The following is a 23,830-nucleotide window of genomic DNA, read 5'->3' on the forward strand; positions in this document are numbered from 1 at the left end:
TATGCAGAAGGGGAGAGCATGAAGAAACTGTATCTACTCCGCCACGGTCAGACGGAGTTCAACGTCAAAAAGCTGGTCCAGGGCCGCTGCGATTCACCGTTGACCGGCCTGGGCCGTCAGCAAGCCGGGATGGCAGCCGCGTGGCTCAAAGCCCACAACGTTGTTCCCGACAAAGTGGTCTCATCACCCTTAGGCCGAGCCATGAACACGGCAAGTCTCGTCGCATACGAACTCCTCGGTCCGGACGCCGCAGTCGAGCCCTGCGAAGGCATCATCGAGCGCAGCTACGGCTCCTTCGAAGAAGGCCCGCACGACGCCCTGCCCACCGACGTCTGGGATCCGGGCGAGGATTTGGTCCCCTTTGGAGGAGAGGGAAGCAAAGCGTTGCAAGAACGCATGGTAGCCACCCTCACCAATCTCATAAGCGCCGAGGATATCGAGACCCTCCTAGCAGTAAGCCACGGCAGCGCCAGCCGCCAATTCATCAAGGCTGCAGCCCCAGCGGACTTTGAGCTCCCAGCAAAACTCCCCAACTGCGCCATCATGATCTTCGATTTTGACGAGGAAGATTTGCAAGGAAAGAGCGACAGGCTCCAATGCAAGTTCACTCTCCAGCAAATAGTGGACCCCCAACAAAGTAATTAGCTGAGCGAGCAAGGTTTAGCAGACATCAACGTGGCGTTCACAGTGTGCGGCGGAGGGGGCGGGCCTGAGACATATTAAGGTTGTCGCGAGTTCCGCACGAACAGGAGAGCACTTAATGTGCTCTCCGTCGTGAGTAGGACTGTAGAGCAGCAACCTTAATATGTCTCAGGCCCGCCCCCTCCGCCGCACACTGGGAACGTGCCACGCACTTTACCTGCGTAAACAATGTGAGTGAAATATGAATCTCGATGGATACGCCCGCAGCCGTGTATACTAAACAGCTGTGTGTAACCAGGGGAGTATTCTGGCTGGACAAAATGCCTGCTTAATAGGGTTGTCAGGTAGTCCGGACGCAATACAAGACTGGGGAGCACGTCGTGTAAGTAGTGGTCCTCTAGGGGCGTACGCTCGGTGGTGTACGCATTGTCCCAAGACCACGCGAGAGTTGGGATCATATCTTGATCAGCATGATTCTCGGCCGCAAGATTGGCATGACCCAGGTTTGGGACGAGGACGACAACGTCGTTCCCGTCACGGTCATCCAGGCTGGCCCCTGCGCTGTCTCGCAGGTTAAAACTCAGGCAACCGACGGCTATGACGCCGTCCAGATCGGTTTCGGCGACATCAAGGCCAAGAACGTGAACAAGCCCATGGCTGGTCACTTCGCCAAGGCTGGCGTCGAGCCTGTCCGCTTCCTTCGTGAGGTTCGCGTCGAGAACGGCGAGGAGCACAAGGTCGGCGAGGTCGTCACCGTCGCTGATTTCGCTGATGTCGAGAAGGTCGACGTCATCGGTACCTCCAAGGGTAAGGGCTTCCAGGGTCGCATCAAGCGCTGGGGTCAGCGCCGCGGTCCTATGACGCATGGTTCTCACTTCCAGCGTCACCCCGGTTCTATCGGTCAGTGCGCCTATCCTGCGCGCGTCCTCAAGGGCGTCAAGATGGCCGGTCACATGGGTAACGAGCGCGTTACCGTCAAGAACCTTTCCGTTGTCCGCATCGATGCCGAGCAGAACCTCATCTTGGTCAAGGGCGCTGTCCCGGGTGCCAAGAATGGTCTCGTCGCCATCCGTATGGCCTAAGGGCCCAGCCCATTTAGCCCAGCGTCATACCAAGGAGAACACTTAAATGGCAAAGTTTGAAGTAAAGAACAGCGAGGGCAAGAAGGTCGCCGAGACCGAGCTCGCCGCTGAGGTGTACGGCATCGAGCCGAACATCCACGTTATGCACCACATCGTCAAGTGCCAGATGGCCTCTTGGCGTCAGGGCACCCAGTCTGCTAAGGGTCGCTCTGAGGTTTCCGGTGGCGGCAAGAAGCCTTGGCGTCAGAAGGGCACCGGCCGTGCCCGCCAGGGTTCCATCCGTGCTGCCCAGTGGCGTCACGGTGGCGTTGTCTTCGCCCCCAAGCCCCGTTCCTACGCTAAGCGTATGAACAACAAGGAGGTCAAGCTGGCTATGCGCTCCGCGCTGTCCGCCAAGCTGGCCGATGGCGAGCTCGTGCTCGTCGACGACTACGGCTTCGAGAAGCCTTCCACCAAGGCTGCCGTCGCCATGCTCAAGGCTCTCGGCCTTGAGGGTAAGCGTCTGACCATCATCGTTCGCGATGAGGACGTCAACGCCTACCTGTCGTTCCGCAACATTCCCAAGACGTTCATCATCACTGCCGACGAGGCCAACACCTACGATCTCGTCAACAACAACGCTGTGCTGATGCCCGCCGACATCGCCGCTCACTTCGGGGAGGTGCTTGCATAAATGACCGCCCACGAGATCATCATCCGTCCGATCGTGTCCGAGCGTTCCTTCTCCGGCATGGAGCTGAACAAGTACACGTTCGAGGTCGCCAAGGATGCTAACAAGTATCAGATCAAGGACGCTGTCGAGGAGATCTTCGGCGTCAAGGTCGTTCGCGTGAACACCCTGACGGTCAAGCCCAAGACCAAGCGCGTGCGCTATGTCGCCGGCAAGACCCGTTCTTGGAAGAAGGCCATCGTCACGCTGGCCGAGGGCGACACCATCGAGGTCTTTGGCAACCAGGCCTAAGACTCGCTGCTGTTGAGTGAGCTCATGCCTCCCAAATAGGGGAGGCGGGAGCTCAAGGTTTTGGGCGTATAAAATGGACACGCCCGGAACCGTGTATACGTCCGGTGTCATCGCACCCGAGGCAGAACCTCGAATCCCTGTCTGCGATGGCTAACGGATTCCTATTGAAAGGGATTGTAATGGCTGTAAAGCACCTTAAGCCGACCTCCGCTGGTAGGCGTTGGCAGACGATCTCCGACTTCTCCGAGATCACCTGCACCAAGCCCGAGAAGTCTCTTCTCGAGCCCCTGCCCAAGAAGGCCGGTCGTAACAACAACGGCCGCATCACCACCCGCCACCAGGGCGGCGGCGTGAAGCGTCGTTACCGCGTGATCGACTTCAAGCGCAACAAGGACGGCGTGCCCGCCAAGGTTGCCACGATCGAGTACGATCCGAACCGTTCCGCTCGCATCGCTCTGCTGCACTACGCTGACGGTGAGAAGCGCTACATCCTGGCCCCCAAGGGCCTCGAGGTCGGTCAGACCATCATGTCCGGTTCTGACGCCGACATCAAGCCGGGCAACGCTCTGCCCCTCGCCGACATCCCCGTCGGTACGCTCATCCACGCCGTCGAGTTCCAGCCGGGCAAGGGCGCCGCTATCGCCCGTTCCGCCGGTAACTCCTGCCAGCTGATGGGTAAGGAGGGCAAGTACGCTATCGTCCGTATGCCTTCCTCCGAGATGCGCCGCATCCTCGTTACCTGCCGCGCCACTGTCGGTGAGGTCGGCAACGCCGATCACTCCAACATCGTCATCGGCAAGGCCGGCCGTAAGCGTCACATGAACGTGCGCCCGACCGTCCGCGGTACCGTCATGAACCCTGTCGACCACCCGCACGGCGGTGGCGAGGGCAAGAACCACACCTCTGGTCGTCCCTCCGTTACCCCCTGGGGTAAGCCGACGAAGGGCCTTCGTACGCGCAAGAAGAAGAAGGTCTCGAACCAGCACATCATTCGTCGCCGTAAGAAGTAATTTCGGATACCGAGTTTTAGGAGAAAGCACTTATGAGCAGAAGTCTCAAAAAGGGCCCGTTCGTGGAGACTCGCCTTCTCTCGCGTATCACCGCGATGAACGAGGCTGGCAAGAAGGACGTCGTGAAGACCTGGTCTCGCGCGTCCACCATCTTCCCCGAGATGGTTGGTCACACCATCGCCGTCCACGACGGCCGCAAGCATGTGCCCGTGTATGTTACCGAGTCCATGGTTGGTCACAAGCTCGGCGAGTTCGCGCCGACTCGTACGTTCCGTGGCCACAAGGCCAAATAGGGGGTTAACCGTAAATGGCAACTAAGTCTATTGAAACTGAGGCCACCGAGGTTCGCGCCGTCGCTAAGTACGTGCGTGTTTCCCCCAGCAAGGCCCGCCTGGTGGTCGATCTGATCCGCCGCAAGCCTGTCGCTCAGGCCTTCGACATCCTCCACTTCTGCGACCGCGCCGTCGCCGTGGATGTCGAGAAGGTTCTCCGTTCCGCCGTTGCGAACGCCGAGAACAACAACGGTCTGCGTGCCGACAACCTGGTTGTCGCCGCTGCCTATGTTGACGAGGGTCCGACGCTTAAGCGCATCCGTCCCCGCGCCAAGGGTTCCGCTTCTCGCATTCTGAAGCGTACTTCCCACATCACCGTCGTCGTTGCTCCTCGAAAGGAGGCGTAAAGCTGTATGGGTCAGAAAGTCTACCCCACCGGCTTCCGTCTTGGCATCACCGAGAACTGGCGCTCCCGCTGGTTCGCAGAGAAGGATTACGCTAAGACCCTCGGTAACGATCTCGAGATCCGCAAGTACCTCGAGAAGCGTCTTTCCCGCGCAGCTGTCTCCCGCGTCGAGATTGAGCGCGCTGGCGACAAGGTGAAGGTCATCATCCTCACCGCTCGCCCCGGCGTTGTCATCGGTAAGAAGGGTGCCGAGATCGATACCCTCCGCACCGAGCTCGAGAAGGTCGCTGGCGTCTCCAAGGGCCAGCTCTCCGTCGACGTTGTCGAGATCAAGCGCCCTGAGCTCGACGCCAACCTCGTTGCTCAGTCTATCGCCGAGCAGCTCGAGGGCCGCGTTGCCTTCCGTCGCGCTATGCGCAAGGCTGTCCAGTCCGCCCGTAAGGCCGGCGCTAAGGGCATCCGTATCCAGTGCTCCGGTCGTCTCGGCGGTGCCGAGATGGGCCGTCGTGAGTGGTACCGTGAGGGTCGCGTGCCTCTGCACACCCTCCGTGCCAAGATCGACTACGGCACGGCTGTCGCCAGCACCACCATGGGCGCTTGCGGCGTGAAGGTCTGGATCTACCTGGGCGAGAAGCTCCCGGGCCAGCCTGTTCCCAACCCTGCACTCGAGGGCTCTTCCCGTCCTCGTCGTCGTAACTCCGAGAGGAGGGGTCAGTAGTGCTTGCCCCTAAGCGTATTCTTCACCGCAAGGTGCAGCGTGGCTCCATGAAGGGCCAGGCCAAGGGTAATACCGAGCTGCATTTCGGCGAGTTTGGTATCCAGGCTCTCGAGGCCCATTGGATCACCAACCGTCAGATCGAGGCCGCTCGTATTGCCATGACCCGCTACATGAAGCGTGGCGGTCGTGTCTACATCACGATCTTCCCCGATAAGCCCATCACCAAGAAGCCTGCCGAGACTCGCATGGGTTCTGGTAAGGGTAACCCCGAGGAGTGGGTGGCCGTCGTCAAGCCCGGCCGCATCATGTTCGAGGTCAAGGGCGTGCCCGAGGAGGTCGCTCGCGAGGCTCTGCGTCTTGCACAGCACAAGCTTCCCATCAAGACCAAGATTGTTGCTGCCAAGAACGCTGAGCAGCGCATCGAGAAGGAGATGGCTGAGGAGGCCGCTCTCGAGGCCAAGTGGGCTGCTGAGGACGCCGCCGCCGCCAAGGAGGAGAACTAATGAAGCCCGCAGAGATTCGTGAGCTCTCGGACGCTCAGCTCGTTGAGAAGCTGAAGGAAATGCGCGCCGAGCTCTTTAACCTTCGTTTCCAGATGGCCACCAGCCAGCTGGACAACACCGCTCGCGTCAACACCGTGAAGAAGGACATCGCTCGCGTCCTCACGGAGCAGCGCGCCCGCGAGATCGCAGCGGAGAAGTCCGCTGTCGCCGAGTAGGACCTAAGGAGAGAACATGACTGATTCGCGTAACTCGCGTAAGGTCCGTACGGGTGTCGTTACCTCCGTCTCCGGTGCCAAGACCATTGTTGTCACCATCACCGAGCGCAAGCGTCACCCCAAGTACGGCAAGATGATGACCAGCTCCAAGAAGCTGCACGCTCACGACGAGGAGTGCACGGCTGGCGTGGGCGATACCGTCCGCGTTATGGAGACCCGTCCTATGTCCAAGATGAAGCGTTGGCGCCTCATCGAGGTCGTCGAGCGCGCTAAATAAGCAGTCGCTCTTACGACTTGTACGTTTCCGAAGATGTGCGTATGCCTGGCTTGCATACCACGGGCCGTATAAAGGCTGCGCACCTCTCTTCGGTTCTTAGTTCGGAGGAACATCTACCATGATTCAGATGCAAACCATGCTGAACGTCGCCGACAACTCCGGCGCTCGCAAGATTCGCTGCATCAAGGTGCTTGGCGGTTCCAAGCGTCGTTATGCAGGCATCGGCGATGTGTTCATCGGTGCTGTCCAGGAGGCTACCCCTGGCGCCAACGTCAAGAAGAAGGACGTTGTCCGTTGCGTCGTCGTTCGCACCGTTAAGGAGATCCGCCGCAAGGATGGCTCCTACATTCGCTTTGATGAGAACGCTTGCGTTGTCATCAACAACGATGGTTCGCCCGTCGGCACCCGTATCTTCGGGCCTGTCGCTCGCGAGCTTCGTGACAAGAAGTACATGAAGATCGTCTCGCTCGCTCCCGAGACCCTGTAGTTAGGGGAGATATATGTATATCAAGAAGGGCGATAAGGTCCAGGTTCTCTCTGGTAAGGATCGCGGCAAGCAGGGCGTTATCCTGCGTGCTCTCCCCGCAGAGAACAAGGTCGTTGTCGAGGGCGTTTCGGTCGTCAAGAAGGCCGTCAAGCCCAACGCTGCCAACCAGCAGGGCGGCATCGTTTCGCAGGAGGCTCCCATCGACGCCTCCAACGTCAATCTCGTGTGCCCCGAGTGCGGTAAGGTTACCCGCGTCGGTCACGAGAAGGACGGCAAGAACAAGCTGCGCGTCTGCAAGAAGTGCGGCCACAAGTTCTAAGCTGCCCGCAACATCAAGTTGCTAGCAAAGGCCCGGATGCCCCACGGCACCCGGGCCTTTTTCTATCCCTACTCATTGGGGACAGACTTAAATGAGTGGAAGTCGCTTGGCATTCATTGGGGACCATTCATTGGGGACAGACTTAAATGACCAGTCGTTGGGGACAGTCCCTATGTGCCGGCAGTTTGGGACGGTCCTTTGATGTCTGGTGCCCCCCAGAGGGGTGAAGTAATGCAGCTGGCTCTGTCTTTTAGGGCTTTGGTGTTTCGCCCCTTTATGTTTCACAAGGATCGTCGCATGCTCATTTACGCGCATAGCTATGCGCGATAATGCGCATAGCCGCGCAAATATCTGCCAACTATGGCTAAATAATGACCGATAAGCAAATAAACACGCAAATACGAGCAGTTGCGCGCGTAATTGTGCGAATATAGGGTTGTCAGAAATGAAGGACTTCCGATGACTCAGGAGGCACATAATGGCAGTTTCCAAACAGGCTCCGCTCGATGCCGAAGCAGCCGCTAAGGCGGCGTTTGCCTCGGTCCAGGATCAGCCGTTCCCCAACGATATTTTTACGGCCCCCGAGCTCCGCTGGGCCGTGATCGGTTGCGGTGTTATCGCTAACCAGATGGCCCAGTCTCTCGCCCTTGCCGGCCGCAAGCTTGCTGGCGTCGCCAACCGTACGCTGTCCAAGGCTCAGGCTTTTGCCGAGCAGTATGGCATCGAGAAGGTCTATGACGCGGTCGAGGATCTCTATGCCGATCCGAACATCGACGCGATCTATATCACCACCCCGCATAACACGCATATCACCTACCTGCGCGCCGCTCTGGCAGCTGGCAAGCACGTGCTCTGCGAGAAGGCCATTACTCTCAACTCCGCCGAGCTTGACGAGGCCCGCGCCATTGCCGACAAGCATAACGTGGTCCTTATGGACGCCACTACGGTGCTCCACATGCCCTTGTATCAGGAGCTGCGCCGCCGCATGGATGCCGGCGAGTTTGGCCGCATGAATCTCGCCCAACTCAACTTTGGCAGCTACAAGGAGTACGGTGATTTGACCAATCGCTTCTACAACCGCAACCTTGCCGGTGGCGCCATGCTCGACATTGGCGTGTATGCCCTGTCCGTCATGCGCCTCTTTATGGCAAGTCAGCCCGCTGAGGTTGTCTCGCTGGGCAACACCTGCGAGACCGGCGTTGACGTTGCGGGCGGCATCGTCTGCCGTAATGCCGAACAGCAGCTGGGCGTGGTGAGCCTCACGCTCCACTCCAAGCAACCCAAGCGCTCGGTCATCAGCTTCGACAAGTGCTATATCGAGGTCAACGATTATCCGCGCGCCGATCACGCGACCATCGTGTGGACTGAGGATGGCCACCGCGAGGAGGTCAACGCCGGCACCGAGGCTTACGCCCTTTGCTATGAGATGACCGATCTTGAGAAGGCCGTTGCCGGCGACGACTCCAAGCGCGAGCTGCTGGATTATGCTTCTGATGTTATGGAGCTTATGACCAAGCTTCGCGCCGACTGGGGAGTCGTGTACCCCGAGGAGGAGTAAGCGATGCTTGCGGAAGATAGGCTCAACGCGATCGTATCGATGGTGCAGCAGGCTGGCTCGGTTACCGTGCCAGAGCTTGCTGAGGCACTGGGTGTGACGGCGTCTACCATTCGGCGCGACCTGCAGACGCTCGACCGCGCACACCGCATCGCCAAGGTCCACGGTGGAGCGACGAGCCTTGAGCGTGCGCACGTGACGCGCGACCTGACGCTCAATGAGCGCAGCGATCTGCACAACGACGACAAGGAGCGTATCTGCGCCCGTGCGGCGGCGCTGGTGGAGCCTGAGAGCTTTGTATACATCGACTCGGGATCGACGACGCTCAGGCTCATCGAGCATCTTCCACACCTTGAAGATGTCACCTATGTGACCGATTCCGTGCTCCATGCTCAGCGCCTTGCTTTGCGCGGCATGCGTACCGTGGTGCTGGGCGGCGAGCTCAAACCCGAGACCGAGGCACTCGTTGGCCCCGATGCCTTGGCAACCTTAGACCGCTACAACTTCAACTGTGGCTTTTGGGGTTCCAACGGCATTGCCGCCGAGCAAGGTTTCACGGCGCCCGATATCGAGGAAGCCCAAGTCAAGCGCGTCTCGATGCGCCACACGGCCAAACGTTACGTAATCTCGGACGCCAGCAAATTTGGCATGGTGGCGCCCGTCAAGTTCGCGGACTTCCGCGACGCAACGATTATTACCGCAGGCGAGGTCCCAGCCAAGTACCGGGCAATGGACAACGTCGTCACGGTCTAACAAACAAACGGGTAACAAGGCAAAACCACCATAAAGGTGTCTGCCCCCTTTGTGGTGGTTTAGGGCTCCCAGGGGCAGGGGGCTTCGATGTGGATGTGCTCGCCGGTTACGGGATGCGTGAAGGACACGCTGTGGGCGTGGAGCATCAGGCCGCAGGGGCGCGGCGTTCCGTACAGGTCGTCGCCAACCAGGGGATGACGCTCGCTCGCCAGGTGCACGCGAATCTGATGCTTGCGGCCGGTGAGCAGCTCGACATCAATATACGAGCGCGTGGGCAGGCCACGGCGGCTCTTAAGACGCTTGAGTACCTTGACGCGCGTCTGAGACGGCTTGCCGCTGGCGCCGACGCGCATCTTGCGGCTGTCGTGGCGGTCGCGGGCGATGGGCTTGTCGATGAGCTTTTCGTTCCAGTCGATCTTGCCCTCGGCGAGCGCCAGATAGTGCTTTTCGAATGCGTGGTCGATGATCATCTGGTCAAAAGCGGGCTGCGTCTGCTTGTCGAGCGAGAACAACACCACGCCGGTGGTGTTGCGGTCCAGGCGGTTGAGCGGCTGCATGTCAGTCGCGGCAAAGCCGTCGCCCATCGCCAACAAAAGGTCGCTAGCGTAGTCAGTAAGTGTGCGCTCGCCGGTGCCGTCACCGTGGACGATCATGCCAGCGGGCTTGTCGATGGCCATGAGCCAGGCGTCGCAGTAGAGGACTTGAGGTTCTTCGTTCACGTGTAAGCCTTTCGGTTAGCTAATTCCCACAAACATGCAGCCCGAGGTGGCGCCGCGCAGGCGGGCGGCGGGCTTGCGGCCGGCTTGAGCCGCCTCGACGGCGCGACGGACGCGAGCGACGGCACGGCCAATCTCATCGGCCTCGAGCAGGGTTCCGTCGACCATAAGACGACGAACGCCGGCGTCGAGCAACTGCGGTACCTGCGGCGTGAGGTCGATGGGGTAGGCGTCGTACAGGCGTGAGCGGCCGTGGATGTCGGTACGCACCGGCATGATCTTGCCGTCGATATTCTTGAGCGAGAGCTTGCGGGCACGCAGGCGGCAGTTGGCACAATCGTGGATACAGCCGTTGGCAACCTGCAGAATGCAATGCTCGCTTGTCATGACGCGCGGGCGGCCAAAGACGGTGATGCCCAGAGCCGCGGGCGCGGCGGCGCCGAGCGAGACAATCTCGTCGAGTGTGATCTCGGGCGAGAGCCAAAACGCACCGGCTCCGCGCTCGGCAAGCGCCTCCATGCAGGGCGTGTTGTGCACCGGCAGGCAAGAGCGAATCTCGGCCGTGGCGCCAACCTGGGCGGTCAGGGCAAGCTCAGAGATGTTGCCAATAGCGACCGTGGCGCCGGCAACAACCCACGGGTCGACGCGTACGTGGTCAACGGCGCGGCAGACCTCGTCGAGCACGGGTACGATGCCCTGCTCAAATGCATCGGCGGGGGAGAGCTCGGCCGCATTGAGCGCGTCGGTGGTCATGTAGATGCGCGTTACACCCTCGGCGCGAGCGGCCTCGGCGGCCTCGAGCGAGGTGACGGTGGCGCAGATTTGCGGCTCGTCGCGGTAGTGCTCGGGCATGGGGCGCGTACATTTGTCGAGCACCGGAATCTCGAGCGTTTTCGCGCGCTCCTCGTACGGTGCCAGAATGGCCTCTTCCAGCGCCTTACAAGCGGCGGCGCGCACCTTGTGCACGGCGGAAAAGCCCATACCGCAGCCGGCGTCGAGGGCCACGTCAAAGCTCGCGGCCTCAAAGGGAGAGGAGCCCATGCGCCCGACGTGCTCAACCAGATCGGATGCCTCGACGGCACGGGTCTTGGCGGCCTCGACGGTGAAGCCCGTGGCGGTGGCGGTGAGCGCGGGGTTGTCACAGCAGGTGAGTGTGACAGTAAACGGCTCGCCCAGGCGCGCCACGACGGACACATCAACAGCTCGGCGGCGCAACACATCGCGCTTGAGCGCGGCGCCGGCGGCGTCGATGGCACGCTGACTGCGAATCACGCGGACGCGGCAGCCCTCGGGCATGCTGCGGGGCACGCGGCACTCGATGATGTCGCCCGCGGCGGCATCATCGGCGGCAATGGTGGTCAGGAACTGGTCAAACTCGTTATCGTGGCGAAGCTCCAGCAGGTCGCCCTTGCCCACGGGCTCAAACAATTCAATGCGGGCGATGGCGGCGCGGCGACGGCGATCGTCGGGCTTGAGCCCGCGCACGTCGCGGTTGGCCAGGCGGCTGCCCAGCACCGTGCCCACAATCTGGCCGCGGTTGTTGGAACGCTCGTAGCTCATCATCTCGTCGCCCGAGGTGCCGTCCTGATAGGCGTGCGTAAAGTCGCGGTTAAAGCAGCGCTTGAGCTGGCGTTGGCGGGCGGCTTCCTCATCCTTAGAGGCCGAAACATCGGCCAGCATATCGTCAATCTGGTGACGGTACACATCGACGATGGAGTACACGTAATCGGGAGCCTTCATGCGGCCCTCGAGCTTGAGCGATGCGGCGCCGGCGTCATACAGACGGCGAACAAGCTGCGACGTGTTGGTGTCGCGCGGGCACAGCGCGCGCTCGCGACCGGCAGGGGAGAGCGAGCGGCCGTTCTCGTCGATCAGCTCGTAGGGCAGGCGGCAGGGCTGGGCGCACATGCCGCGGTTGGCCGATCGTCCCGCCATGGCAAAGCTCGAAAGCAGGCACAGGCCCGAGTAGCAAAAGCAGATGGCGCCATGGCTAAAGACCTCAAGGTCCACATCGGGCGCGGCGTCGTGGATGGCGGCGATCTCGTCGATGGAGAGCTCGCGCGAGAGAGTCACGCGGTCGGCGCCCTGCTCACGGCACCAAAGGGTTCCGCGGTCGTCGTGGATGTTCGCCTGGGTCGAGATGTGCGTCTCGATGCCGGGCATGGTGCGCTTGACCTCAAAGAACAGACCCCAGTCCTGGATAATGAAGGCATCGGCGCCCAGCGTGGAGCAGCGATGGATGAGTTGCAGCGCATCGCCCATCTCGGACTGCTTGATGACGATGTTGACCGTGACGTAGACGCGCGACCCGGCTAGATGTGCGGCGCGGCAGGCCTGCTCAAAGGCCTCGTCGGTAAAGTTGGTTGCCTTGCGGCGGGCGTTGAAGCTGCCCATGCCGCAGTAGATGGCGTCTGCCCCGGCAGCGAGCGCGGCGGCAAAGGGCTCCGGGCCTCCGGCGGGGGCCAAGAGCTCGGGTCTGCGGTTGGTGGTTCGACTGGCGGTTGCGGTCATATCCTGCCTTTCAAAATGCTCAGATACTCCAAAAGTATAGTGGCGCTGTTGCGGCGGACGAGCCCTGTGGCTCAAGCACGATAAAGTCTTCAGCAGCCCTTGCAGTAAAAATGATCCGTTTCCCTCCGTCCCCTATGGATCACCTGATCCGCTGGAGGCGGAGAGAAACGGATCAGTTTGAGCTTTACCGTCCGGTCACGCCGTTCAGCGGCCGACAGGCGCCGTTGGGCAATAAAATATTCTCGCAGTCTGATAATTATCTTGCACCGCGCAAAATCATCCCCTACTATCCCAATCAAGCGCGGTGTTCAGACCGAACTGTGCCTCCCGGTGTGAACGCCGCGCTCACGCTTTCTCAACTGATCGTAAGGAGATAAACATGAGCAAGACCGTCGTGTCTTCCGATAACGCACCTGCAGCCATCGGCCCGTATTCCCCCGGCATCCAGACCGGCAACATGGTGTTCCTGTCCGGCCAGCTGGGCATCGACCCCGCAACCGGCAAGATGCCTGAGGGCGTCGAGGCCCAGGCTAAGCAGTCCCTTGCTAACGTCGAGGCCCTGCTGACCGCTGCCGGCGCCACCTTTGCCGATGTCGTCAAGACCACGGTCTACCTGGCCGACATTGCCGACTTCGCTGCCGTGAACGAGATCTACGCCTCCAAGTTCGAGGCCCCGTTCCCCGCGCGCAGCGCTTTCCAGGTTGCCGCCCTTCCGGCCGGCGGTCTGGTCGAGATCGAGGTCGTCGCCGCTCTCTAAGGCGTTGGCCACAACTAAACATGACATGCAAAAAGACCCTGCAGCGCGTGCGAGCTGCAGGGTCTTTTGTCAAGTGACGGATCGCTTGTGGAGCCGCGCTCCATTTTGCTCGTTAGCCCTCCTTGCGAACTTTTTGCAGGTAGCGGTAGACGCTGGGCTCCGAGATGCCCAGCGCGGTGGCGGCGCAGGCCACGGCGCCCTTGAGCATGAACACCCCGTTGCCGTTGAGGTGGCGAATGACGTCCACGCGGTCGCTCTGGCCAAGCGACGCCACATCCAACCCGCGACTTTCGAGCAACTCGGAAATACTGCGGTCGATGAGCTCCTGTGTGGACTCCGAAAGGCTTTCGACCTCGATAGGGGCGGGCTCCGTGCGCGTCGGCGCCGCGTCGAAGCACGCCATGAGCTGCTGCGCCATGGCGTTGATGGAGCGCACGGTCGAGAGGTCGGTGTTGACGCAGAGCATACCGACGATCTCGTCACTCTCGCGGATAAAGTACGTCGCTGACTCCAACGTCTTGCCGCCGGCACCACGCCCCTCGTAGCCCGTAATAAACGGCAGGTCGCAATACTTGGGGTCGTGCATGATCTTGAGCGCCAGATTGGTGGCAGGACCGCCGACCTTACGGCCGCTCACGATGCCGTTGCGAATATCGACGATGGCGTGGTCGGGATCCGAGAAATCGTGCAGCACGATTTCGCTGTTTTTGCCGAGTATCTGCTCCAGAAAATCGACCATCGGCAAAAAGCGACGTACGGTCTCGTTCACGGGCAACTCCTTTGGGTGAAATCGGAAATGTTCATAACAATTTTTTCTCATGGTAACACGCTGCCCATCATCTCGTATATCCGCAGGTACATTGCGTAATACAGACGAACGGTAGGAATTTAGCGGTAAACGGTTGACCAAAAGAAAAGTTAGATGTTATTTTGACCAGACACTTTCTTGACCTGCGGAAATGCGTTATTTCAGCTGAAGAATAGTCTGATAACAAAAAATTATTATTGAGAATGAGAATCATCTTTAATACGATATGCAATGAAGGCACAACCTCAACCCCGCACTGCGTCACAATAGAGCGTTAGATGCGAAAACAACTACTTCGAGGATTGGTGGTCAAATGGCCCAGGAGACGGTTACGAACGGCACTGAAGCCCTGTTCACTCGCGAGGGCATGCCGCCCGTTAAGGAAATGATCCCGTGTGCCCTTCAGCACGTACTGGCATCGTTTGCCGGCATCATTACCCCGGCGGTCATCATGGCCGGCGTCTACGGCTTTAATAGCCAGCAGAGCACCGACATCATTCAGGTCGCGCTCATTCTTTCGGCAATCGACACGGCCCTTCAGGCCTTCGCTCCCTTCCGTCGCATCGGCGGCGGCCTGCCCATCGTCATGGGCGTTTCGTTCGCGTTCCTGCCGGCCCTGCAGGCCATGGGTGCCTCGGGCTTTAGCTTTGGCGCGCTGCTGGGCGGCGAGATTGTCGGCGGTGCCGTCGCGGTCCTCTTTGGTTTGGCCTACAGCAAGATTAAGTGGCTGTTCCCGCCCGTCGTGACCGGTACGGTCATCTTCTCCATTGGCGTTTCGCTGTATCCCACGGCCGTCAAGTATATGGCTGGCGGTATGGGTACGCCGCTGTGGGGCACCCCGCAGGCATGGTGCGTCGCTCTTATCACCTTCGCCGTGGTCTTTGCGCTCGCCAACTTTGGCAAGGGCACGCTCAAGCTGGGATCCGTGTTCTTTGGCATGATCGTTGGCATGATCGTTTCGATCCCCTTTGGCATGATCGACTTCTCCAGCGTCGCCACCGCTCAGGTCTTCGCCCTTCCCAAGGTTATGCCCTACGCGCTCGAGTTTGATCCCGAGGTCTGCATTACCCTCGCCGTCGTGTTCCCCATGGTTGCCATCCAGGTTATCGGTGACGTTTCCGCCGCCTGCCTGGGCTCCATCGACCGTATGCCCACCGAGCGCGAGCTCTCCGGCGCTATCGTGTCCCAGGGCCTCACCTCTATGGTCGGTGGCCTGCTGGGCGGTCTTCCCACCAGCGCCCTTGGCCAGAACGTGGGCATCATCTGCTCCAACAAGGTCGTCAACAAGTGGGTCTTTGTGATCATCGCGGCCGTCTTTGCCATCGCCGGTCTGTTCCCGCAACTTTCTGCCGTCCTTTCCGCTATCCCGCAGCCCGTCATCGGCGGCGCGACCGTCGGCGTCTTTGGCACCATCACCATGAACGGCGTGCGCATGTTCACCCGCGAGGGCCTCACGCAGCGCACTACCACCATCGTCGGTACCTCCGTCGTCTTTGGCCTGGGTATCTGGATGGCCAGCGGTTGCCTTGCCGGCGAGGGTATGCCCGCCTGGGTGTCCACCGTCATCGGCTCCAATGCCGTAACCCCCACCGCCATCATGGCCATCGTCCTTAACCTGATCCTTCCGCAGACGCCGGTCGTGGCTCAGCACATCGATGCTGCCAAGGACGCTGCCGTGGATCTGGTCTTGCCCGAGAGCAAGAAGTAACCAATTCGGTGCTATTCGTCGGCGGACGCATCGCCTCGTCCGCCGACGTCATGCGGCGCCAAGCCGCACTTCAAAGGGTTTGTCCCTTTGGTGAAGCGTTGACGGGAGAGGGCCCGTTTCCGGTGTAGGCCGGCGCTTCGCACTCCGCCATGTCAGAGGTGTCAAACCCCGCCCCTGATGTTGAAGGGAGCATCCATGCTTCTGATCGCTAACGGTTCCGTCTTTACCCGCAACGTTCAGACCCCGTTCATTCCAAACGGTGCGGTCGCCATAGACGGGGATACGATTGTCGAAGTGGGTCCCGAGTGCGAGCTCAAGGTCAAGTACCCGGATGCCGAGTACGTCGACGCCCAGGGCAACCTCATCATGCCCGGACTTATCAACTGCCACACCCACATCTACTCGGGTCTGGCCCGCGGCCTTGCCATTAAGGGCTGCAACCCCACCAACTTCCTGGAGAATCTTGAGCAGCAGTGGTGGAAGATCGACGACAACCTGACGCTCGACGGCACCAAGGCCAGCGCCTATGCCACGATTCTTGACTCCATCCGCGATGGCGTCACCACGATCTTCGATCACCATGCGAGCTTCTGCGAGATCCCGGGAAGCCTCTTTACCATTAAGGATGCAGCTCAGGAGCTGGGCATGCGTTCGTGCCTGTGCTACGAGGTCTCCGATCGCCGCGGCCAGGAAAAATGCGACCAGGCCATTGCCGAGAACGCCGAGTTTGCCCAGTGGGCCGCCAAAGAGCGTCGCGATAACGACAACCACATGATCGCCGCCATGTTTGGCGGACATGCCACCTTTACGCTTTCGGACGAGACCATGGACAAGATGGCCGAGGCCAACAACGGTCTGACCGGCTTCCACATCCACGTGTGCGAGGGCATGAACGACGTGTGGGATTCCCGCCTCAACCGCGGCGGCATCAGCCCCGTCGAGCGCCTGCTGCAGCACAACCTGCTGGGTCCCGACACCATGCTGGGTCACTGCATCCACGTGACGCCTGCCGAGATGGATATCGTCAAGGAGTCCGGCACCTGGCTCGTCAACAACCCCGAATCCAATATGGGCAACGCCGTGGGCTGCGCCCCCGTGCTCGAGTTCTTCCGTCGCGGCATCCCCGTGTGCATGGGCACCGATGCCTACACCCACGATATGCTCGAGAGCCTCAAGGTCTTCCTGATCATCCAGCGCCACAACGCCGCCATGCCCAACGTGGGCTGGTGCGAGGCCATGACCATGCTGTTCGAGAACAACGCCAAGATGGCGAGCAAGTACTTCGATCGCAAGCTCGGTGTGCTCGAGGCCGGCGCTGCCGCCGACGTCATCGTCATGGACTACAAGCCCTTTACGCCGCTGAGCGAGGAGAATATCGACGGCCACATGCTCTTTGGCATGATGGGCAAAAACTGCCGCACCACCATCATCAACGGCCGCGTCCTGTACAAGGATCGCGAGTTCGTTGGGATTGATGAGGATAAGATCAACGCGTGGACCATGGCTGAGTCCAAGAAGCTCTGGAGCACGCTCAACGATCGCGCCTACTAATTACAAGTAGATTCACGCGCATCGGATGTTTCGCCGCATCCGACGCGCGTATAGGCGGCCTCCGCGGGGTCGCCGGCGCTGTGCTAGCGCTACACCGTATTTGCGCCCGCCGCGCGGTCTCGCCGGGCGTTACAGAGAGGAGCTCATTATGAGCGACATCATGAGGCCGATCCCGTTTTCGCAGCTGATGAACTGGATCATCGAGGAGCACAAGACCCAGGACGCCATCTTTGGCGTGCGCAAGATGGTCACGACCAACCAGGAGGGTGCGCTTCCCATTTTTGACGAGCGCATCGAGACTCCGTTTGGCCCGGCCGCCGGTCCCAATACGCAGCTGGCCCAGAACATCGTGGCGTCCTACGTGGCCGGTTCCCGCTTCTTTGAGCTTAAGACCGTTCAGGTTATGGACGGCGAGGAGCTTTCCAAGTGTGTGAACAAGCCCTGCATCGTGGCGCAGGACGAGTGCTACAACTGCGAGTGGTCGACCGAGCTCGAGGTTCCGCAGGCCTTTGCCGAGTACGTGAAGGCATGGTTTGCCTGCCACCTGATCGCTCGCGAGTACGGCCTGGGAAGCCCGGACGGCTTTGTCTTCAACATGTCCGTGGGCTATGACCTCGAGGGCATCAAGAGCCCCAAGGTCGACGCCTACATCGAGGGCATGAAGGACGCCAGCGGCTCCGACGTCTGGAACGAGTGCCGCACGTGGGCGCTTGCCAACCTGGACAAGTTTGAGCATGTCGACGCCGCGTTTGTCGAGTCCATCCCGTCGCGCGTCTCCAACTCCATCACCGAGTCCACGCTGCATGGCTGCCCGCCGGCGGAGATCGAGCGCATCGCGACCTATTTGATCATCGAGAAGGGCCTCAACACCTACATCAAGTGCAACCCCACGCTGCTGGGCTATGAGTTTGCCCGCCAACGCCTCAACGAGCTGGGCTTTGACTACATCGTCTTCGATGACACGCACTTCCGCGAGGACCTGCAGTGGGCCGACGCCGTGCCCATGTTCGAGCGCCTGATTGCCCTGTGCGCCGAGCACGGCCTGGAGTTTGGCGTCAAGCTGACCAACACGTTCCCCGTCGACGTGACCAGGGACGAGCTGCCCTCCACCGAGATGTACATGTCGGGCCGTTCGCTGTTCTCGCTGACCATCGAGGCCGCCCGTCGCATTACCGAGCAGTTCGATGGCAAGCTGCGCATCAGCTACTCCGGCGGTGCCACGGTTTACAACATCCGCGCCCTGTACGATGCCGGCATTTGGCCTGTCACCCTGGCGACCGACGTGCTCAAGCCTGGTGGCTACGAGCGCTTTAGCCAGATGGCCGGCGAGTTTACCGATCTGGACGGCAAGCCGTTTGAGGGCGTCTCTCTCGATGCCGTGACCGCGATTCAGGCCGATTCGCTCACCAACCCGCTCTACAAGAAGCCGCTACGCCCGCTGCCCGACCGCAAGGTCGCCGGCAAGAGCCCGCTTTCCGACTGCTTTACCACGCCGTGCCGCACGAGCTGCCCCATCCAGCAGGATATTCCCGCCTATCTGGCGGCTGTTGACGAGGGCCGCTACGAGGACGCGCTCAACATTATCATCGAGCGCAACGCCCTGCCGTTCATTACCGGCACCATCTGCCCGCATCCCTGCGGCCGTGCCTGCGAGCGTGCATTCTACGAGCCCGAGGGCGCCCAGATTCGCGCCAGCAAGCTCAAGGCCGCCCGCGAGGCCATGACGGCCGTGCTGCCCAAGCTGCGCGCCCAGGCCATCGCAAACGACGGCGAGCGCAACGTTGCCGTTATCGGCGGCGGCCCGGCCGGCCTGGCGACGGCGTTCTTCCTGACGCGTGCCGGCGTGCCCGTCACCATCTTTGAGGCCCGCGATTCTCTCGGCGGCGTGGTCCGTCACGTGATCCCCGAGTTCCGTATCGCCAGCGACGATATCTCCCACGACGCCGAGCTTTGCCTGGCCTTTGGTGCCAAGGTTCAGCTCAACGCCCGCGTGGAGTCCATCGACGAGCTCAAGGCCCAGGGCTTTACCGACGTGGTCGTGGCCACCGGTGCCTGGATGCCCGGCTCTGCGGGCCTGGGCGAGGGTGCCGAGCTCGATGTGCTGGAGTTCCTCGAGGCCGCCAAGAAGGGCGAGAAGCTCGAGCTGGGTGAGGACGTCGTGGTCATTGGCGCCGGCAACACCGCCATGGACGCGGCCCGCGTGGCCAAGCGCCTGGCTGGCGTGAAGAACGTGCGCCTGGTGTATCGCCGCACCAAGAAGCAGATGCCCGCCGACGAGGAAGAGCTCGATCTTGCTCTTGCCGACGGCGTTGAGTTCTGCGAGCTGCTGGCGCCCAAGGCACTCAACGGTGCCGTGCTGACCTGCGATGTTATGGAGCTTGGCGAGCCGGATGCAAGCGGCCGTCGCAGCCCCGTCGCCACGGGCGAGACTGTTGAGCTTCCCGCCACCACGGTGATCTGCGCCGTGGGCGAGGGCATCGACGCCAGCCTGTACGACGCCGCGGGCGTCGAGCACGACCGTCGCGGCCGCCTTGCCGCCACCTCCACCGGCGTCGAGGGCGTCTGGGCTGCGGGCGACTGCCGTCGCGGTCCTGCCACCGTGGTCGAGGCCATCGCCGATGCCGCCGAGGTTGCCCGTGCCATCGCCGGCGTGGACTTTAACAAGTACGCCGACCAGAATGCTCAGACCGGTCGCGAGGACACTTGCTACGAGCGCAAGGGGTCGCTGTGCCGCGACAAGCGCAACTGCACCAAGACTCGCTGCCTGGGCTGCGGCTCGGTGTGCGAGGTCTGCTGCGACGTGTGCCCCAACCGCGCCAACGTGGCAATTAAAGTGCCGGGCCTGGCCAAGCATCAGGTCGTCCACGTCGATGGCATGTGCAACGAGTGCGGAAACTGCGCCGTGTTCTGCCCCTACCAGGAGGGTCGTCCCTACAAGGACAAGCTCACCCTGTTCTGGAGCGAGCAGGACATGGAGAACTCCGAGAACGAGGGCTTCCTGGCCGTGGACGAGGACCACTTTAAGGTCCGCGTCGCCGGCACGGTCCGCACCGTCTCGGTCGATGCCGTCAACACCGGTCTTCCCGAGGCCGTCCGCCTGACCATCAGGGCCGTGCGCGACAACTATTCGTACCTTCTTAAGAAATAGGCGAGTCTCTTATGGCCAAATCCATTCAACATAACGTGGCCTACGTTGCCTGCGGAAGCGGTTGCGCCTCCGCAGGCGGCGACGCCCGCTGCAGCGAAGGCTGCATTGGCTGTGGCGCCTGTGTCACGGCCTGTCCCCACGGTGCCATTGCGCTGGTCGATGGCATTGCCCGCGTGGATCGCTCAAAGTGCACGGGCTGTGGCCTGTGCGGCATGGCGTGCCCGCAGCGCGTGATCGCCTTCGTCCCCGGCTACCAGAACATTCTGGTGCGCTGCAACAACACCGATAAGGGCGCCATTGCCCGCAAGATCTGCGACACGAGCTGCATCGGTTGCGGCATGTGCGCTAAAAAGTGCCCTGCCGGCGCTATCCGCATCGAGGACAACTGCGCCCATATCGATGGCGCGGACTGCCTGTCGTGCGGCATGTGCGCCGTCGTCTGCCCACATGGCGCCATCCACGACCGCACCGGCATCGCCGCCGGCGTGTAGAAGGGAATCACCATGGCACAGGAATTCACTTTTACCGTTAACGGCGTCCAGCACACGACGACCCAAAACAAACCGCTGCTGCGCTACCTGCGCGACGACCTGTACATCCATTCCGCCAAGGACGGCTGCTCCGAGGGCGCCTGCGGCACCTGCACCATCCATGTGGACGGTGCGGCCGTCAAGGCGTGCGTTCTGACCACTGCTCTTGCCGCCGGTCGCAACATCGTGACCGTCGAGGGCCTGCCCCAGGACGTGCGCGAGGCCTTTGTGTACGCCTTTGGCGCCGTGGGCGCCGTGCAGTGCGGTTTTTGCATTCCCGGCATGGTCATGGCGGGTGCGGCGCTTATCGCCGAGGATCCCGAGCCCACCGAGGAGCAGATCAAGTACGCCATTCGCGGTAACGTGTGCCGCTGCACCGGCTACAAAAAGATTATCGAGGGCATCTCGCTGGCGGCTGCGGTGCTCCGCGGCGAAAAGCAGATCGACGAGGACCTGGAGCGCGGCGACGACTACGGCGTGGGCAAGCGCGCCTTCCGTATCGACGTGCGCAAGAAGGTGCTCGGCGAGGGCAAGTACCCCGACGACATCGACGAGCTCGATCAGCCGGGCCTGACCTATGCCAGCGCCGTGCGCTCCAAGTATCCGCGCGCCCGCGTGCTCTCCATCGACACCTCCAAGGCCGAGGCCCTGCCCGGTGTGGTGGGCATCCTGCGCGCCGAGGACGTGCCGGTCAACCAGGTCGGCCACCTTATCCAGGACTGGGATGTCATGATCGCCCAGGGCGATATCACCCGCTGCGTGGGTGACGCCATCGTGCTGGTGGTTGCCGAGGACGAAGCGACACTCGAGAAGGCCAAGAAGCTCGTAAAGATCGATTACGAGCCGCTGGAGCCCGTGCGTAACATTGTCGAGGCCAGGGCTGCCGACGCCCCGCGCCTGCACGACAGCTTCTTTGCCTTTGGCAACACGGTGGAGCTCAAGGACAACGTGTGCCAGAGCCGCCATGTGACGCGCGGCGACGCCGCCAAGGCGCTGGCCGAGAGCGCGTTTACCGTGACGCAGCGCTTTACCACGCCCTTTACCGAGCATGCCTTCTTGGAGCCCGAGTGCGCCGTTGCCTTCCCGTACAAGAACGGCGTCAAGGTGCAGTCGACCGACCAGGGTGCCTACGACACGCGCAAAGAGTGTGCCCACATGTTTGGCTGGGACAACGAGCCCGAGCGCGTGGTCGTCGAGACCATGCTCGTGGGCGGCGGCTTTGGCGGCAAGGAGGACGTGTCCATCCAGCACCTGGCCGCGCTCGCCGCGTATAAGTTCCAGCGTCCCGTGAAGTGCAAACTCACGCGCGCCGAGTCACTCGCGTTCCATCCCAAGCGCCACGCCATGGACGGCACCTTTACGCTGGGCTGCGACGCCGAGGGCAACTTTACCGGTCTGGACTGCGAGATCAACTTTGACACCGGCGCCTACGCGTCGCTGTGCGGCCCGGTGCTCGAGCGTGCCTGCACGCATGCCGTCGGCCCCTACAAGTACCAGAACACTGACATTCGCGGCTTTGGCTACTACACCAACAACCCGCCCGCCGGCGCGTACCGCGGCTTTGGCGTTTGCCAGTCCGAGTTTGCGCTCGAGAGCCTGATCGACCTGCTGGCAGAGAAGGTCGGCCTTGATCCGTGGGAGATTCGTTACCGTAATGCCATCGAGCCGGGTGAGGTTTTGCCCAACGGCCAGATTGCCGACTGCTCCACGGCGCTTAAGGAGACGCTGCTCGAGGTCAAGGATGCCTACTACGCGCATCCCGGACACGCCGGTATCGCTTGCGCCATGAAGAATGCCGGCGTGGGCGTGGGCCTGCCCGATGCCGGTCGCTGCAAGATTCGCGTCGAGAACGGCGTGGCCGTGGTCTATGCCGCTACGTCCGACATCGGCCAGGGCTGCAACACCGTCTTTTTGCAGGACGTTGCCGAGGCATGCGGCCTGCCGCTTCGCTGCATCGCCAACGGCGAGTGCTCCACCGAGAATGCTCCCGACTCCGGCACCACGTCTGGCTCGCGTCAGACGGTCGTGACCGGCGAGGCCGTGCGCGGTGCCGCCTTCCTGCTGCGCGATGCCATGGTTGGTATCGAGGCTGGCAAGCCTGCGCCCGATGCTCCCGTGAGCGCGCATGGCGACGGCGTCAAGATCGAGTACGACGACGGTCGCGCCTATCAGCTGCACACGCAGGAGCTCGTCGCCGGCCAGGGTATGCATCCTCAGGATCCCGCGGCCGCCATCAAGGCGCTCGAAGGATGCGAGTTTGGCTACGTGTACCTGGAGCCGACCGACAAGCTGGGCGCCGACGTTCCCAACCCCAAGAGCCACATCTGCTACGGCTTTGCCACGCATGTGGTCATTTTGGACGATGACGGCCGCGTGAGCGAGGTCTATGCTGCGCACGATTCCGGCAAGGTGGTCAACCCCATCTCCATCCAGGGTCAGATCGAAGGCGGCGTGCTCATGGGTATGGGCTATGCGCTTACCGAGGACTGGCCGCTCAAGGACTGCGTACCCCAGGCAAGGTACGGCACGCTCGGGCTGTTCCGTGCGCCCGAGATTCCGGATATCCACGCCATTTACGTGGAGAAGGACGAGCTACTGTCTGTGGCATACGGCGGCAAGGGCATCGGCGAGATCGCAACGATTCCCACGGCGCCCGCCGTGCAGAACGCCTACCGCGCGTTTGACGGCAAGCTGCGTCCCGATCTGCCCATGGTGGATACGCCCTACAGCCGCGCTCGTCACCGCGGTTAGGTTAGGGCGCGGACAGTCATTGCTGATGGGCTGTTCGCGCTGAGCATCAACTACATACGCTGCGCCTTTGGCCCCGGCTCCATCACGAGCCGGGGCCTTTTGTTTCAAGACTTTAGTCTGCTGGCCGCGCAGCGGCCAGCTTTAAACCAC

At 61.5% G+C, this 23,830-nt stretch carries 23 protein-coding genes and 1 pseudogene; 21 read left to right on the forward strand and 3 right to left on the reverse strand.

Going from position 1 to position 23,830, the window contains the following annotated elements; translation table 11 throughout:
* Positions 1-18 precede the first annotated feature (18 nt).
* From DWY05_RS04695 to DWY05_RS04765, 15 genes and pseudogenes are all read left to right on the forward strand, one after another.
* Positions 19-645, forward strand: a complete 627-nt coding sequence (locus DWY05_RS04695) for a histidine phosphatase family protein (protein WP_117820810.1) — start codon at positions 19-21, stop codon at positions 643-645.
* A gap of 458 nt (positions 646-1,103) precedes the next feature.
* Positions 1,104-1,724: a 50S ribosomal protein L3 gene (gene rplC / locus DWY05_RS04700; protein WP_035137484.1), complete on the forward strand. Its 621-nt coding sequence runs from the start codon at positions 1,104-1,106 to the stop codon at positions 1,722-1,724.
* 46 nt (positions 1,725-1,770) lie between these two features.
* On the forward strand, positions 1,771-2,397 hold the full coding sequence (rplD, locus tag DWY05_RS04705; RefSeq protein ID WP_117820811.1) for a 50S ribosomal protein L4: 627 nt from the start codon (positions 1,771-1,773) through the stop codon (positions 2,395-2,397).
* Complete coding sequence (rplW, locus tag DWY05_RS04710) at positions 2,398-2,685, forward strand: 50S ribosomal protein L23 (RefSeq protein ID WP_022094197.1); 288 nt, start codon at positions 2,398-2,400, stop codon at positions 2,683-2,685.
* A 179-nt stretch (positions 2,686-2,864) separates the two neighbouring features.
* The gene (gene rplB / locus DWY05_RS04715) at positions 2,865-3,695 is read left to right on the forward strand and encodes a 50S ribosomal protein L2 (protein ID WP_022094198.1); all 831 of its coding nucleotides are present in this window, start codon (positions 2,865-2,867) and stop codon (positions 3,693-3,695) included.
* Positions 3,696-3,727: 32 nt separating this feature from the next.
* Positions 3,728-3,988, forward strand: a complete 261-nt coding sequence (gene rpsS, locus DWY05_RS04720; RefSeq protein ID WP_006235035.1) for a 30S ribosomal protein S19 — start codon at positions 3,728-3,730, stop codon at positions 3,986-3,988.
* Positions 3,989-4,002: 14 nt separating this feature from the next.
* Entirely contained in the window at positions 4,003-4,374 is a 372-nt protein-coding gene (rplV, locus tag DWY05_RS04725) for a 50S ribosomal protein L22 (RefSeq protein ID WP_006235036.1), read from the forward strand.
* A gap of 6 nt (positions 4,375-4,380) precedes the next feature.
* Positions 4,381-5,091 carry a 30S ribosomal protein S3 gene (gene rpsC, locus DWY05_RS04730; protein WP_006235037.1) on the forward strand — a complete coding sequence of 237 codons (711 nt, stop codon included), beginning with the start codon at positions 4,381-4,383 and terminating at the stop codon, positions 5,089-5,091.
* Positions 5,091-5,486: pseudogene (rplP, locus tag DWY05_RS04735) on the forward strand (50S ribosomal protein L16); the annotation flags it as partial. The gene rpsC and the pseudogene rplP, both read left to right, overlap by 1 nt.
* Positions 5,487-5,593: 107 nt before the next feature.
* Positions 5,594-5,809 (forward strand): 50S ribosomal protein L29, encoded by a 216-nt coding sequence (rpmC, locus tag DWY05_RS04740; protein ID WP_006235039.1) that lies wholly within the window; start codon positions 5,594-5,596, stop codon positions 5,807-5,809.
* 16 nt (positions 5,810-5,825) lie between these two features.
* Positions 5,826-6,086, forward strand: coding sequence for a 30S ribosomal protein S17 (rpsQ, locus tag DWY05_RS04745; protein ID WP_006235040.1), 261 nt, complete (start codon positions 5,826-5,828; stop codon positions 6,084-6,086).
* Positions 6,087-6,204: 118 nt separating this feature from the next.
* Positions 6,205-6,573, forward strand: a complete 369-nt coding sequence (gene rplN, locus DWY05_RS04750; RefSeq protein WP_006235041.1) for a 50S ribosomal protein L14 — start codon at positions 6,205-6,207, stop codon at positions 6,571-6,573.
* 13 nt (positions 6,574-6,586) lie between these two features.
* Positions 6,587-6,892 (forward strand): 50S ribosomal protein L24, encoded by a 306-nt coding sequence (gene rplX, locus DWY05_RS04755; protein WP_099432059.1) that lies wholly within the window; start codon positions 6,587-6,589, stop codon positions 6,890-6,892.
* 478 nt (positions 6,893-7,370) lie between these two features.
* The gene (locus DWY05_RS04760) at positions 7,371-8,450 is read left to right on the forward strand and encodes a Gfo/Idh/MocA family protein (RefSeq protein ID WP_117820812.1); all 1,080 of its coding nucleotides are present in this window, start codon (positions 7,371-7,373) and stop codon (positions 8,448-8,450) included.
* Between the two features lie 3 nt (positions 8,451-8,453).
* The gene (locus DWY05_RS04765; protein ID WP_117820813.1) at positions 8,454-9,200 is read left to right on the forward strand and encodes a DeoR/GlpR family DNA-binding transcription regulator; all 747 of its coding nucleotides are present in this window, start codon (positions 8,454-8,456) and stop codon (positions 9,198-9,200) included.
* Positions 9,201-9,259: 59 nt separating this feature from the next.
* On the opposite strand, the gene DWY05_RS04770 is transcribed toward DWY05_RS04765, so the two are convergent.
* Entirely contained in the window at positions 9,260-9,919 is a 660-nt protein-coding gene (locus DWY05_RS04770) for an RluA family pseudouridine synthase (RefSeq protein ID WP_233503995.1), read from the reverse strand.
* Positions 9,920-9,934: 15 nt separating this feature from the next.
* On the reverse strand, positions 9,935-12,427 hold the full coding sequence (locus tag DWY05_RS04775; RefSeq protein ID WP_117820815.1) for a U32 family peptidase: 2,493 nt from the start codon (positions 12,425-12,427) through the stop codon (positions 9,935-9,937).
* Positions 12,428-12,806: 379 nt separating this feature from the next.
* Between DWY05_RS04775 and DWY05_RS04780 the strand changes: the two genes are divergently transcribed.
* Positions 12,807-13,184: a RidA family protein gene (locus DWY05_RS04780; protein WP_035137477.1), complete on the forward strand. Its 378-nt coding sequence runs from the start codon at positions 12,807-12,809 to the stop codon at positions 13,182-13,184.
* Between the two features lie 112 nt (positions 13,185-13,296).
* Here the strand turns inward: DWY05_RS04780 and DWY05_RS04785 are convergent, their stop codons facing one another.
* Positions 13,297-13,953, reverse strand: coding sequence for a transcriptional regulator (locus DWY05_RS04785; RefSeq protein ID WP_233503996.1), 657 nt, complete (start codon positions 13,951-13,953; stop codon positions 13,297-13,299).
* Between the two features lie 352 nt (positions 13,954-14,305).
* Between DWY05_RS04785 and DWY05_RS04790 the strand changes: the two genes are divergently transcribed.
* From DWY05_RS04790 to xdh, 5 genes are all read left to right on the forward strand, one after another.
* Entirely contained in the window at positions 14,306-15,700 is a 1,395-nt protein-coding gene (locus tag DWY05_RS04790) for a uracil-xanthine permease family protein (protein WP_117820816.1), read from the forward strand.
* A 195-nt stretch (positions 15,701-15,895) separates the two neighbouring features.
* Positions 15,896-17,251 (forward strand): putative aminohydrolase SsnA, encoded by a 1,356-nt coding sequence (ssnA, locus tag DWY05_RS04795; RefSeq protein ID WP_117820817.1) that lies wholly within the window; start codon positions 15,896-15,898, stop codon positions 17,249-17,251.
* 148 nt (positions 17,252-17,399) lie between these two features.
* A complete protein-coding gene (ygfK, locus tag DWY05_RS04800) occupies positions 17,400-20,399 on the forward strand; it encodes a putative selenate reductase subunit YgfK (RefSeq protein WP_117820818.1) in 3,000 nt (999 codons plus the stop codon).
* An 11-nt stretch (positions 20,400-20,410) separates the two neighbouring features.
* Positions 20,411-20,890: a 4Fe-4S binding protein gene (locus tag DWY05_RS04805; RefSeq protein ID WP_055252516.1), complete on the forward strand. Its 480-nt coding sequence runs from the start codon at positions 20,411-20,413 to the stop codon at positions 20,888-20,890.
* Between the two features lie 12 nt (positions 20,891-20,902).
* Complete coding sequence (xdh, locus tag DWY05_RS04810; RefSeq protein WP_117820819.1) at positions 20,903-23,680, forward strand: selenium-dependent xanthine dehydrogenase; 2,778 nt, start codon at positions 20,903-20,905, stop codon at positions 23,678-23,680.
* Positions 23,681-23,830 lie beyond the last annotated feature (150 nt).

The organism is Collinsella sp. AF23-4AC, assembly GCF_003462685.1.
Classification (GTDB): Bacteria; Actinomycetota; Coriobacteriia; order Coriobacteriales; family Coriobacteriaceae; genus Collinsella.

What these genes read in the sequence shown, in the direction of transcription:
- ygfK (WP_117820818.1), top strand. Translation starts at nt 17,400, where the DNA reads ATGAGCGACATCATGAGGCCGATCCCGTTTTCGCAGCTGATGAACTGG.
- rplX (WP_099432059.1), top strand. Translation starts at nt 6,587, where the DNA reads ATGTATATCAAGAAGGGCGATAAGGTCCAGGTTCTCTCTGGTAAGGAT.
- DWY05_RS04765 (WP_117820813.1), top strand. Translation starts at nt 8,454, where the DNA reads ATGCTTGCGGAAGATAGGCTCAACGCGATCGTATCGATGGTGCAGCAG.
- rplD (WP_117820811.1), top strand. Translation starts at nt 1,771, where the DNA reads ATGGCAAAGTTTGAAGTAAAGAACAGCGAGGGCAAGAAGGTCGCCGAG.
- ssnA (WP_117820817.1), top strand. Translation starts at nt 15,896, where the DNA reads ATGCTTCTGATCGCTAACGGTTCCGTCTTTACCCGCAACGTTCAGACC.
- rplB (WP_022094198.1), top strand. Translation starts at nt 2,865, where the DNA reads ATGGCTGTAAAGCACCTTAAGCCGACCTCCGCTGGTAGGCGTTGGCAG.
- rpsQ (WP_006235040.1), top strand. Translation starts at nt 5,826, where the DNA reads ATGACTGATTCGCGTAACTCGCGTAAGGTCCGTACGGGTGTCGTTACC.
- xdh (WP_117820819.1), top strand. Translation starts at nt 20,903, where the DNA reads ATGGCACAGGAATTCACTTTTACCGTTAACGGCGTCCAGCACACGACG.
- DWY05_RS04775 (WP_117820815.1), bottom strand. Translation starts at nt 12,427, where the DNA reads ATGACCGCAACCGCCAGTCGAACCACCAACCGCAGACCCGAGCTCTTG.
- rplN (WP_006235041.1), top strand. Translation starts at nt 6,205, where the DNA reads ATGATTCAGATGCAAACCATGCTGAACGTCGCCGACAACTCCGGCGCT.
- DWY05_RS04780 (WP_035137477.1), top strand. Translation starts at nt 12,807, where the DNA reads ATGAGCAAGACCGTCGTGTCTTCCGATAACGCACCTGCAGCCATCGGC.
- rpsC (WP_006235037.1), top strand. Translation starts at nt 4,381, where the DNA reads ATGGGTCAGAAAGTCTACCCCACCGGCTTCCGTCTTGGCATCACCGAG.
- rpmC (WP_006235039.1), top strand. Translation starts at nt 5,594, where the DNA reads ATGAAGCCCGCAGAGATTCGTGAGCTCTCGGACGCTCAGCTCGTTGAG.
- DWY05_RS04695 (WP_117820810.1), top strand. Translation starts at nt 19, where the DNA reads ATGAAGAAACTGTATCTACTCCGCCACGGTCAGACGGAGTTCAACGTC.
- rplV (WP_006235036.1), top strand. Translation starts at nt 4,003, where the DNA reads ATGGCAACTAAGTCTATTGAAACTGAGGCCACCGAGGTTCGCGCCGTC.
- rpsS (WP_006235035.1), top strand. Translation starts at nt 3,728, where the DNA reads ATGAGCAGAAGTCTCAAAAAGGGCCCGTTCGTGGAGACTCGCCTTCTC.
- DWY05_RS04760 (WP_117820812.1), top strand. Translation starts at nt 7,371, where the DNA reads ATGGCAGTTTCCAAACAGGCTCCGCTCGATGCCGAAGCAGCCGCTAAG.
- rplW (WP_022094197.1), top strand. Translation starts at nt 2,398, where the DNA reads ATGACCGCCCACGAGATCATCATCCGTCCGATCGTGTCCGAGCGTTCC.
- DWY05_RS04805 (WP_055252516.1), top strand. Translation starts at nt 20,411, where the DNA reads ATGGCCAAATCCATTCAACATAACGTGGCCTACGTTGCCTGCGGAAGC.
- DWY05_RS04790 (WP_117820816.1), top strand. Translation starts at nt 14,306, where the DNA reads ATGGCCCAGGAGACGGTTACGAACGGCACTGAAGCCCTGTTCACTCGC.